The following is a 12,312-nucleotide window of genomic DNA, read 5'->3' on the forward strand; positions in this document are numbered from 1 at the left end:
TTCGAAATAATACTAAAACATTTGGGATTCGGGGGCTCTTAATATTTTGGTTATTAATAGTTTTAACCGGGACTCAACAACCGTGTTAGTGTTGGTTCTGATGTAGCTATTCCAGGCGTCTGTCCAATAGGGACTGGTAAAGTCTTGTAAAAGAAAAGAATTCATGAAATAATTAATGCGCTCATTGTCTGTTTCCTGGGCGAATAAAGCATTACATAATTCTGAAGTTAATATAAATGGGTCTGAAGGATTCGATACAATGGTACTGTTTTTTAATACTTCTGAAATGGATATTTTAGCAGCAATGTTAGTATTGCCGTAAATTCTGTTTACGCCATCAAGCAAGGATTCTCCTAGTCGGTATTTTGCAATCAAGGTGGAGGAAGAAATCCAGGCTTTATCAAAATCAGGTGCCTGATAATAGGCAGCGTGTCCGGCAACATTTTCCGGATTAAATAAAACCATATTTGAAAGTCTGCAAAAAATGTTGTTGACAAAGTTCCACCAGAAAACATTGTAAAAATTCAATGGGTCAGAGTTTGGATCTGGGATCGCTGCCTGCAAAAAAGTGCATATTTCGGATAATTGTTGAATAGGTGATTTGATTATTCCTCCTATAGTTTCATCGCCTGAATCACTGTCATCTAAATCATAAAAATGTTGGCTTTCCAGTAATTTTCTAATTATAGGAACAATTTCATAGTTGTTATTGTGAAGGTCTTGTGCTAGAGGAGTTATGATGTCATTTTCTACTTCTGTCGAAATAGTGCTTTTTACAAAATAGGTATATATTTTTCTGCAAATATTTTTAGCCGTTGCCTGTTGGTTAAAAACCATTTCAATGAAATTGTCTAATTCGGTATCCATAGAAGCGGCATCAGAGGCAGAAGTGATTATTTGATTGTTGAAAGCACTACTGAATGTTTTAGGACTGGTATTATGATCTGAAAATTGATTGTATCCTTTTGGGATTCCGGTTTCAGCATCAATTATTGATCTTTCATATTTTCTTTTAAAACCTGTCAAAACTCTGGCTGTTTGAACAATATCTGATTCGGTATAATTGGTATAATTCCCCGCCGCAATTTGTGGTCCTTTACCAATCGTAAATAATTCTAAAAACTCACGGGCATAATTTTCGTTCGGAGAATTTTTTACGTTAGAGCTGTTATTTAAAAAACACAACATAGAATTATTGAGAGTCATCTTTTTGGCTAAGGTTTTATAATTGCCATAAGAATAAAATAAAAGCAGCCTTACGTAATCGTAAAACTCAGTAGCAGATCCTGATACATCTGTATCTCTAATAACTGTAAAACGAGTAGAAAGAAAATGGGAAAGTTTGAATTTTAATGTCGAACTGTTTATGGCATTATACCACCACCAGCCGGCTACATTGGAAGCTTTTCTATTTTGATCCAAAAATGAAGTCGCTAGATTAGTGGATTCAGTCCAGAAACCATCGGGTGAAGTGGTTGGTAATGGATCATATGGTAAATTTAAAGTAAGGGGATTATCGGCTAGTAATAAATTCAAAGCTTGGTTAGCAGTTAGTGTAGCGTATTGAGCGATCAAGGCTTTATTATAAACAAAAGTTGCTCGTCGCAACAAATGTTTGGCATTTTTTGTGCCTAAAACTGTGGTATTTGGATTTAATGAAGCCATAGTTTACGATTTTCAATATCCTATTCTTAAAATTAGGAATAAATAAATTCTTCCCGATTTTTTTTCGACAAACGGATTTTAATAGTCGTTTAACTACTTGTTTTTAGATAAATTGTATAAACATTTAAATTCTGCTATGCTGGAATTGTTTTAAATTTGATTGGAATAATCAGTTCGTTTGATTTGTTACCTACAAATTCACTTTCAATTATCAATTGTCAAATTCGAATTCTGTATCTTTGCACAGTATTTTAAACAGGAAAATGATGATACAACTTCACGATAAACAATTTGTTCCATTTATTTCTGCTAAAGAAATTGATTTTGCCGTTGCGAAAATGGTGAGTCAGATAGAAGCTGATTTTGCTGATGAAACACCAGTATTTGTGGGGGTTTTGAATGGTTCCTTCATGGTTGTTTCAGATTTCATGAAACAATATAAAAAACCTTGCGAACTAAGTTTTATAAAAATGGCATCCTACGAGGGAACTTCCAGTACAGACGAAGTGAAACAATTAATAGGATTAAATCAGGACTTAACAGGGCGTACCGTTATCGTTATTGAGGACATTGTTGATACAGGAAACACTTTGGCAGAACTAAAAGATTTGTTCAAAAAGCAAAATGTAAAACATTTCAAAATAGCTACCTTGTTTTTTAAACCTGAAGCGTATAAAAAAGACCTAAAGATAGATTATGTTGGAATCAGAATTCCAAATAAATTTATTGTAGGCTATGGTTTAGACTATGATGGATTAGGGCGAAATCTTCCGGAAGTATATCAGTTAAAAGAATAAAAACAGCAATTAATATATTCAAAATTGGAATTAGAGATTTAAAAACAGAAAGTCAATTCAGCTTTAAATCTTTGAATCTTTAAATTAAAAAAAATGACTAACATTGTTTTATTTGGGAAACCAGGGGCAGGAAAAGGAACTCAAGCTGAGTTTTTAAAAGAAAAATACAAATTAACACACATTTCAACGGGAGACGTTTTTCGTTATAATTTGAAAAACGATACCGACTTAGGCAAGCAAGCCAGAGTTTTCATGGATGCTGGGGATTTAGTGCCAGACGAATTGACTACGAAAATGCTTATTGATGAGGTGAATAAACACCCGGATACCAATGGGATTCTATTTGACGGATACCCAAGAACCATTTCACAAGCAGAAGCATTAGACGCTTTTTTAGCTTCAATAGGTTCAAAAGTTGCCGGAACAATTGCACTAGAAGCTGATGATGAAATCTTGATTGCAAGATTATTGGAAAGAGGAAAAACCAGCGGAAGAATCGACGATCAAGACGAAGATAAAATCAGAAATCGTTACCAGGAATATAATGAAAAAACAGCTCCGTTAATGGATTATTATAAAGGGCAAGGAAAATTTTATGCGGTGAACGGAATTGGTTCTATCGCAGAAATTACAGAAAGAGTAAGCAACGTAATTGATAATTTGTAGGAGCAATCTCCAGCTGTGCGTTGCATCCCGATAACTATCGGGACGTTAAAAAAACTATTTTCCCAAGCCATAAAAGGAGCTTCCGGCGGTCGCTCTTTTCTGTCAGGGAAAATTAGTTTTTTTAACTCGGGGCTTTCCACTTCCATCTGGGCTAAAAGATTGAACTTTAATAACAAATCGATTCCGCGAATCAACGGTTAAAAGATTAACCGTATAATACAAACGAATAAACTAAAAATTGGAAATAGCAATTATATTTTTTCTAATACTCTTAAATGGGGTTTTCTCAATGTCAGAAATCGCATTGATTTCTGCAAGGAAAAATAGATTGGAAACCGCTGCCAAAAAGGGGAATAAGAATGCTCAAGCTGCATTAGATTTGGCTAATTCACCTAATAAGTTTTTATCCACTGTTCAAATTGGAATTACACTTATCGGAATTCTTACCGGTATCTATAGCGGGGACAAAATAACTTCGGATGTTGAACTGTTTATAAGCGGTTTTGCTGTATTAAGGCCTTATGCCGCAACTATTGCAGTTGGAATAGTAGTAGTGATTTTAACTTTCTTCTCTTTAGTTTTAGGAGAATTACTTCCGAAAAGAATTGGATTGAATCATCCCGAATCCATTGCCAAATCGGTTGCGATACCTATGAAAATTGTGTCAATTATAACAGCTCCTTTTATTTGGTTGCTGACTACTTCGACAGAGTTTTTATTAAATATTATGCAAATAAAGCCAACTGCCGATGGTAAAGTAACAGAAGAGGAAATAAAAGCAATTATCAAAGAAGGAACAGAAGTAGGGGAAGTTCAGGAAATAGAACAAGATATCGTTGAACGAGTTTTTCACATCGGTGACAGAAAAATTAACTCGCTGATGACCCATAGAAAATCAGTTGTTTTTTTACCGGTACATTCCAATAAAGAACAGGTAAAGGAGTTTATGCTCAAAGAATTGCATTCTATTTATCCTGTGTTTGGCAAAAATTATGACGATATTGTAGGGGTTGTTAATTTGAAAAATATTTTTGCCCATTTCGAAAAAGGTAACTTTAATTTGGCAGATATAATGACCGAAGCCCCATTTATGATGGAGCAGACTACTGCCTATAAAGCGTTAGAAGAGTTTAAAAAAACGGGTATACATTATGCCTTTGTTTCAGATGAATATGGGGTTTTCCAAGGTGTGATTACCTTAAACGATATTTTGGAAGCTCTGGTTGGTAATGCATCCGACTTTTATAAAGATGATTTTCAATTAATTGAAAGAGAAGACGGTACTTGGTTAGTAGACGGACATTATTCGTTACATGACTTCTTGACCTATTTCGAATTAGACGAATTGATAAATGATTATGAAGTAACCACAGTAAGTGGATTAATAATGACAGAGCTTTCACATATCCCTAAGCAAGGAGAAAAATTGATTTGGCAAAAGTTTGAACTGGAAGTCATTGATATGGACGGAGTGAAGATTGATAAAGTAATGGTGAAATCATTGCAAAAATAAAAATAGTTTTTAGTCACAGTTTTCAGTCGCAGTTTGCACTGAAAACTGAGACTGCAACTGAATACTTAGAAAAATGACAGAGGGGAATTTTGTAGATTATGTAAAAATTTATGTTTCTTCCGGAAAAGGAGGAAAAGGATCTACGCATTTGCATAGAGAGAAATTTATTGAAAAAGGTGGGCCAGATGGTGGTGATGGAGGTCGTGGAGGACATGTTTATCTAGTAGGAAACAAAGGACTTTGGACATTATTTCATTTGAAATTTGCTCGTCATATCAAAGCAGGTCACGGTGGTGATGGTGGTGGAGACAGAAGCACAGGAGCTGACGGAGAAGATAAATTCATTGAAGTGCCACTAGGAACAGTTGTAAAAGACAAGGAAACTGGCGAAGTTTTATTCGAAATAACGGAGGACGGTGAGAAACGTATACTTTCTCGCGGTGGAAAAGGTGGCTTAGGAAACTGGCATTTTAGAAGTTCAACAAATCAAACACCAAGATACTCTCAGCCGGGATTACCAGGAGTGGAGATGGATGTGATTCTTGAATTGAAAGTATTGGCCGACGTAGGATTAGTAGGTTTTCCAAATGCAGGAAAATCAACCCTGTTGTCTGTACTGACATCTGCTAAACCAAAAATTGCAGATTATCCGTTTACGACATTAAAACCAAATCTTGGGATTGTAGCCTATAGAGATTTTCAATCTTTTGTGATTGCGGATATTCCGGGAATCATCGAAGGAGCAGCGGAAGGGAAAGGTCTTGGACACTATTTCTTGCGTCATATCGAACGAAATTCGACCTTATTGTTTTTGGTTCCTGTGGACTCGCCGGACATAAAAGCAGAATATGACATTTTGGTTAACGAATTGACAAAATACAATCCGGAAATGCTGGATAAAGAGCGCTTGTTAGTGATTTCAAAATGCGATATGCTCGATGATGAACTGAAAGCGGAATTAAAAGTGCAATTAGATAAAGAATTCAAAGACATTCCGTATATGTTTATTTCTTCTGTTGCCCAACAAGGTATTACAGAATTGAAAGACAAATTGTGGAAAATGTTGAATGACTAATAAATTTACGAATTTAACGGGAAAAGGCGTTCTACTAATAGAGCGCCTTTTTTTTGGCTGCGTTGCATAATTCCTAAAATTAAGTTAATAATCAATAACTTATTTTTGATTTTGTGTGAATATCATGTGTTGAATTGCGAAAATACTTTATATTCGCATCACTTAAAACTTATTCAAATATGATGTTGGTATGACTCAAATTCGTAAAGAATAACGAGTATGGACAAGATTATATTTAAAAACAAAAAACAAATAGGTATGAAAAAAATTGTATTATTCTTGACCATGTGTCTGATGGCTTTCCCAGTGAAAGCAGATGAGGGTATGTGGTTCTTAATGTTTATCGAAAGATTGAACCATAGAGATATGGAGAAAATGGGCTTGCAATTGACAGCCGAAGAAATTTACAGTATCAATCACCACAGTTTGAAGGATGCTATCGTACAATTTAACGGTGGTTGTACAGCAGAAATTGTTTCAAAAGAAGGATTAGTATTGACTAATCACCATTGTGGTTATAATGCCATTGCGGAACTTTCTACAGAAGAACAAAATTATTTAAAAAATGGTTTTTGGGCCAAAGACAGAAGCGCCGAAATGAAACCAAAATCTTTGTACGTTCGTTTCTTCGTTCGTATGGATGATGTTTCTAAAAGAATTTTATCTAAAGTAAATGATAAAATGGATGAAACAGAAAGAAATAAAATAATTCAACAAGAAATAGCTTTGATTGAAAAAGAGAATAATGAAGGAGGAAAATATACTGTTTCTGTTCGCCCTTTCTTTCAAGGAAATGAATATTACTATTTTGTTTACCAAGATTATAAAGACGTTCGTTTAGTGGGGACACCACCAGAAAGTGTTGGAAAATTCGGAGGGGACACAGACAACTGGGAATGGCCTCGCCATACAGGAGATTTTTCTATGTTCAGAGTATATGCTGACAAAGACGGGAATCCTGCTGAATATTCAAAAGAAAATGTGCCTTTGCAACCAAAGCACCACTTGCCTATAAGTTTGAAAGGGGTTAAAGAGAATGATTTTGCTATGATTTTGGGATATCCAGGAAGAACTAATCGTTGGATGCCGGCAAGCGGAATCGAGCAAAATGTAAAGTTTGCTTATCCTGCATGGGTTGAAGGAGCAAAAATGGGAATGGATAGAATGAAGGTCTATATGGACAAGGATGCGACGGTTAATTTGCAATATGCTTCAAAATATGCTTCTACGGCCAATTATTGGAAAAACCGTCAAGGTATGATTGATGCTTTGACCAAAGCTGGAACAGCAAAAACAAAAACCGATCAGGAAACTAAATTCAATGTGTGGGCAAATAAAGCCGAAAACAAAGAAAAATACGGTAATGTAATTGCAACTATTAATGATTATTATACGAAAACGAATTTAAAATCTCGTCACGACAATTACCTTGCCCAATTGATGCGTACCACCGCTTATGGTGCTGGTGCTGCTAACTTAGGAAATGCGCTTATTGGATACTACAAAGAAAATGAAGCAAAAAGAGCAGAAATGCTTCCTAAAATAAGTGGCATGATTGAGAATCTTTACGGAGATTTTTACGCTCCTCTAGAGAAAGATGTCTTTACGGCACAATTGAATTTATATGCTTCAAAAGCTTCGGAATATGGTCTTGCGCCAGAAGTTGCAAAACTGAAAGAGGCCAATAAAGGTGATTTTACAACTTTTGTAAATGAGGCTGTTACCAAAAGTATTTTTGCTACTAAAGAAAGTGTATTGGCATTCATGAAAGAGCCAAAAGCAGAAAACATTGTGAATGATCCTTTGTATGTTATTTCAAATGATTTGAGTACAAAATTAAGAGCTAAATCAGAAGAACAATTACAATTAGACAATGATTTTGCCAAATCGTTCCGTGTTATGGTGGAAGGTTTGCGTGAGTCAAAAATGAATGCAATCCAGTATCCTGATGCTAATTCAACTTTAAGATTAACATACGGAAAAGTACGCGCTTTGCCTGCTGATAAACGTAATGACGCTAAAACTAATAATTATACCACTATGACCGGAATGGTTAAAAAGTATAAAGCAGGAGATCAGGAATTTGATTTACCGGTGCGTTTATTAGAACTAAACAATGCAAAAGACTTTGGACAATATGCTGACAAAGCAGGATATATGCCAATAAATTTCTTAACCGATAATGATATTACAGGAGGAAATTCTGGTTCTCCAGTTCTTAATGGAAAAGGAGAGTTAATTGGCGTTGCATTTGACGGTAACATTGAAGCTATGGCAGGTGATGTTATTTTTGATAAAAAATTACAAAGAACAATCAACTTGGATATTCGTTATGTACTTTGGATTATCGATAAATATGCTGGAGCAAAACATATTGTTGACGAAATGACAATTGTAAAAGATCCTCAATCTTTAAAGTAAAATAGCATATCATTATTAAAAACCAAAACCCCGTCTCGTTATTAAATGAGACGGGGTTTCTTTTTAGTGGAGACGCACTGCAGTGCGTCTCTACATATTTAATAGTTAATCATTATAGGTGTCGAATAAAAACTGTAAGGTTTCTGGAATATTATTGGCTTCAATAGTTGGGTATTTTAAATCGGTATTGAGCCAATTTTCTATAATTAGATTAAAATCATCACCAACTTTATAAGCAACTGGAACCCCTAGTTTTTTTAATGCAGCCGCATTGCATTCTTGTTCGTAATGATTGCGTATTGGAATGCTCAGTATTTTTTTTCTAAGATACAAGGCTTCTGCAGGTGTTTCAAATCCGCCACCAGTGATTATCCCTTGACATGAAATTAAACTGGCGTTGAAATATTTTTGATTTACAGGAAAATAGGTAATGTTTCCTATAGTATGCTCGAATTTTACATTGTCTAAAAACCAATGAAACGATACATTTGGGATTTTATTGAACGCTTTTTCTAAACAATCTATTTGAAAAGAAGGAAGATAAACCGTTATGTGCCCCAAGTTTTTTGGGTTTGCTTGTATGATTTTATCTTTGATAATTGGAGGGAGAATAAAGGAATCATATTTTTCAAAATGCAAACCAATATTTTTTGGTGATGGAGCATAATGTTTCAAAATCATCTCTCCCATAAGACTCTTTTTTATAGGTCTCGGTGTTGATTCAGATATGAAACTAGCTTGATGTCCAAATTGAACTGAATGCACTTTTTGTAATTTACAGGATAGTGAAGTAATGGAATCAAAATCATTTATAACAAAATCATAATTTTTTAGTGGTAGGGAATCGGCATCTTTGTAAATCTGACGGGGTTTGATGTTTTTTAAGATATCCCAGTAGTCCAATCCACCACATTTACTGTAATGAAGACTACAACCTTTACTTCTAAATTTAATAGGTAATTTTACATCCAGACTGGCATTGTTTCCACTCAAAAAAAAATCTACAGAACCAAATTTTTTTAGATAAGGGTATAGTTGAATTGCCCTGCTTATGTGACCATTACCAGTGGCTTGAATAGCATAAAATATTTTCATTTATGGGTTTTTAGTTTGAGTCGGGATTAGTTTGTGCTAAAAAAATAATGTCTGACCATCAAATTTTGAGGTGGATGGATTTTCGTTGCTGCGCCTACCAATAATTTTTAGTTTTCTTTCATCATTTGTTTTGCTAAATTAATTCCACAATGTTATGTCAATGTGTTTTTAGTGTCATTTCTTTTAGAAACTTATGGTCAGTAAAGGCCGAAAATTTTTATGTTAAACCTTTTGAAATCTTGCAGAATTACAAATATAAATTTCCCTATTTTTGAAGAATGAAACGACTTGTATATTTTCTTTTGTTATTTCCTTTGTTGATTTGGTCCCAATCCAATTTCGATAAAGCAGAAAAACTATTCAAAGAAGAAAAATACAATGAGGCACTACCCATTTTTGAATCCTTTTTAAAAACCAATCCATCAGATTTAAGAACAATTGAATATTTAGGAGACATAGCTGGCTGGAGTAAAGCCTGGGATAAAGCGATTGTTTATTATAAAAGATTAAAGCTGATGAAACCTTCAGAAGCGGATTTTCATTATAAATATGGTGGAGCATTAGGAATGAAAGCCAAAGAAGTCAATAAATTCAAAGCGCTTGGAATGATTGGTGAAGTGAGGGAAAGTTTTGAAAAAGCAATAGATTTAAATCCTAAACATATTGATGCCCGATGGGCTTTGATAGAGTTAAATTTACAACTGCCGGGTATTGTAGGCGGAAGCGAATCGAAGGCAATCAGATATTCAAATGAATTATTAAAATTATCTCCAATTGATGGTTATTTGTCAAGAGGTCACATTGAGGAATATTTTAAAAGATATAAAACGTCAGAGCAACAATATAGAAAAGCGATAGCTGTGAGTGGTTCGAAAACAAGTTATCAAAAGCTAGCTAATTTGTATAAAAATAAAATGAATGAACCCGAGAAAGCAAAAGCTGTTTTGGAAGAATACAGGAAAAAGGAACTGTCAGTTAGTCGTTAATTCGACTCATTGATTCAACATAATAAACGCATAAACGAAAATGAAAACACATTTCATCGCCATTGGCGGAAGCGCAATGCACAACTTAGCATTGGCATTACACAATAAAGGATATCAGGTAACAGGGAGCGACGATGCTATTTTTGAACCTTCTAAATCACGTTTAGACAAAAAGGGAATTTTACCGGCAGAATTGGGATGGTTTCCTGAAAAGATTACAGCCGATATTGAGGCAGTAATTTTGGGAATGCATGCTAAAGCTGATAATCCTGAATTACTGAAAGCTCAGGAATTAGGGTTGAAAATCTATTCCTATCCAGAGTTTTTGTACGAACAATCCAAGAATAAAACTAGAGTTGTTATTGGTGGTTCACACGGAAAAACAACGATTACTTCGATGATACTTCATGTCATGCATTATCATAATATTGAAGTGGATTATATGGTGGGTGCACAATTGGAAGGTTTCGACACTATGGTGCATCTTACCGAGGAAAATGATTTTATGGTGTTGGAAGGAGACGAGTATTTATCTTCACCTATTGACAGAAGACCAAAATTTCATTTGTACCAACCTAATATTGCCTTGATTTCAGGAATTGCCTGGGATCATATCAATGTTTTTCCAACCTATGAAAATTATGTTGAACAGTTCGAAATTTTTATTGACAAAATAACTAATGGAGGAATTTTGGTTTACAATGAAGATGATTCTGAAGTAAAACGCGTGGCTGAAGCTGCAAGCAATCCAATTCGTAAATTGTCCTATCACACACCAAAATATTCGGTTAGTAATGGAGTAACGCTTTTGGAAACTCCGGAGGGAGCTATGCCGATAGAAGTTTTTGGAGCGCATAATTTGAATAATTTGGCTGGGGCCAAATGGATTTGCCAAAACATGGGTGTAGATGAAGCCGATTTCTATGAAGCAATTGCAAGTTTTAAAGGGGCATCCAAACGTTTGGAAAAGATAGCCGAAAGCAAAACTAAAGTGGCTTACAAAGATTTTGCACATTCACCAAGTAAAGTTGCCGCTACCACAAAAGCAGTAAAAGAACAATATCCTGACCGTACTTTAGTCGCTTGTTTAGAATTGCATACTTATAGTAGTTTGAATGCTGAGTTCCTAAAGGAATATGAAGGGGCGTTGGAATATGCTGATGTTGCCGTTGTTTTTTATTCGCCGGACGCAGTAAAAATCAAACAGCTGGAAGAGGTGACTTATGAGCAAATTGCAAAGGCTTTCAATCGGGAAGATTTGATTATTTATACCAATCCAAAAGATTTTAAAGACTATTTGTTTAATTTAAATCTTGAAAATTCAGCCTTATTGTTGATGAGTTCTGGAAATTATGGCGGATTGAATTTTGATGAAGTTAAGGTATTAATTGGGTAAATTTGGAACAAAATAATTTCCCGATAACGAATTGGTCCGAAGACGATAAGCCCCGCGAGAAGCTTATGCTGAAAGGTAAAAGTGCTTTGAGTGATGCAGAATTGATTGCTATTTTGATTGGTTCAGGAAATCGAAATGAATCGGCAGTGGATTTAAGTAAACGAATTTTGGGAAGCGTTGATAATAATTTAAATGCTTTAGGAAAATTATCTATTTCGCAGTTAATGAATTTTAAGGGAATAGGAGAGGCCAAAGCTATTTCGATTATTGCTGCAATGGAATTAGGAAGGCGCAGAAGAGCGGAAGATGCTGTAGAATTGACAAAAATTACTTCCAGTAAAGTCGTTTTCGAAATCATGCAACCCATTATTGGCGAATTATCACATGAAGAATTTTGGATTCTTTATTTGAATAATTCCAATAAAGTAATTTCGAAATCTCAGCTCAGTAAAGGTGGAATTACAGGTACTTTGGTTGATGTTCGACTGGTTTTTAAAACGGCACTCGAAATGGGAGCAACCAGTTTAATTTTGTGTCACAATCATCCTTCTGGTGCCTTGACGCCGAGTGATGCCGACAAGCAGATTACAAGGAAAGTGAAAATGGCTGGGGAAAGTCTGGAAATAAAAGTGTTGGATCATTTGATTGTGACTGAAAATCATTATTTTAGTTTTGTAGACGAAGGAATATTTTAAAAA

At 34.9% G+C, this 12,312-nt stretch carries 10 protein-coding genes; 8 read left to right on the plus strand and 2 right to left on the minus strand.

Going from position 1 to position 12,312, the window contains the following annotated elements:
* Positions 1–12 precede the first annotated feature (12 nt).
* Positions 13–1,665 (minus strand): DUF1800 family protein, encoded by a 1,653-nt coding sequence (locus tag ABEB23_RS00330; protein ID WP_348810399.1) that lies wholly within the window; start codon positions 1,663–1,665, stop codon positions 13–15.
* 266 nt (positions 1,666–1,931) lie between these two features.
* Here ABEB23_RS00330 and hpt point away from each other — a divergent pair, with 266 nt between their 5' ends.
* The 5 genes from hpt to ABEB23_RS00355 all read left to right on the plus strand — a co-directional run bounded on the left by hpt (position 1,932) and on the right by ABEB23_RS00355 (position 8,137).
* Positions 1,932–2,462: a hypoxanthine phosphoribosyltransferase gene (hpt, locus tag ABEB23_RS00335; protein ID WP_348811115.1), complete on the plus strand. Its 531-nt coding sequence runs from the start codon at positions 1,932–1,934 to the stop codon at positions 2,460–2,462.
* A 93-nt stretch (positions 2,463–2,555) separates the two neighbouring features.
* Positions 2,556–3,128 (plus strand): adenylate kinase, encoded by a 573-nt coding sequence (locus tag ABEB23_RS00340; protein ID WP_348810400.1) that lies wholly within the window; start codon positions 2,556–2,558, stop codon positions 3,126–3,128.
* 238 nt (positions 3,129–3,366) lie between these two features.
* Positions 3,367–4,641 (plus strand): hemolysin family protein, encoded by a 1,275-nt coding sequence (locus ABEB23_RS00345; RefSeq protein WP_348810401.1) that lies wholly within the window; start codon positions 3,367–3,369, stop codon positions 4,639–4,641.
* A 73-nt stretch (positions 4,642–4,714) separates the two neighbouring features.
* The gene (gene obgE, locus ABEB23_RS00350) at positions 4,715–5,716 is read left to right on the plus strand and encodes a GTPase ObgE (protein WP_348810402.1); all 1,002 of its coding nucleotides are present in this window, start codon (positions 4,715–4,717) and stop codon (positions 5,714–5,716) included.
* Positions 5,717–5,974: 258 nt separating this feature from the next.
* Positions 5,975–8,137 carry a S46 family peptidase gene (locus ABEB23_RS00355; RefSeq protein WP_348810403.1) on the plus strand — a complete coding sequence of 721 codons (2,163 nt, stop codon included), beginning with the start codon at positions 5,975–5,977 and terminating at the stop codon, positions 8,135–8,137.
* Positions 8,138–8,242: 105 nt separating this feature from the next.
* Here ABEB23_RS00355 and ABEB23_RS00360 read toward each other — a convergent pair whose 3' ends face one another.
* Entirely contained in the window at positions 8,243–9,232 is a 990-nt protein-coding gene (locus ABEB23_RS00360) for a glycosyltransferase family protein (protein ID WP_348810404.1), read from the minus strand.
* A 278-nt stretch (positions 9,233–9,510) separates the two neighbouring features.
* Between ABEB23_RS00360 and ABEB23_RS00365 the strand changes: the two genes are divergently transcribed.
* From ABEB23_RS00365 to radC, 3 genes are read left to right on the plus strand one after another with little or no spacing between them, the layout of a single operon-like run.
* The gene (locus ABEB23_RS00365; protein ID WP_348810405.1) at positions 9,511–10,218 is read left to right on the plus strand and encodes a tetratricopeptide repeat protein; all 708 of its coding nucleotides are present in this window, start codon (positions 9,511–9,513) and stop codon (positions 10,216–10,218) included.
* A 40-nt stretch (positions 10,219–10,258) separates the two neighbouring features.
* Positions 10,259–11,614: a UDP-N-acetylmuramate--L-alanine ligase gene (locus ABEB23_RS00370; RefSeq protein WP_348810406.1), complete on the plus strand. Its 1,356-nt coding sequence runs from the start codon at positions 10,259–10,261 to the stop codon at positions 11,612–11,614.
* A gap of 2 nt (positions 11,615–11,616) precedes the next feature.
* Positions 11,617–12,309 (plus strand): RadC family protein, encoded by a 693-nt coding sequence (gene radC / locus ABEB23_RS00375; RefSeq protein ID WP_348810407.1) that lies wholly within the window; start codon positions 11,617–11,619, stop codon positions 12,307–12,309.
* Positions 12,310–12,312: the final 3 nt, after the last annotated feature.

It is taken from the genome of Flavobacterium maritimum (assembly GCF_040049085.1).
GTDB lineage: Bacteria > Bacteroidota > Bacteroidia > Flavobacteriales > Flavobacteriaceae > Flavobacterium > Flavobacterium maritimum.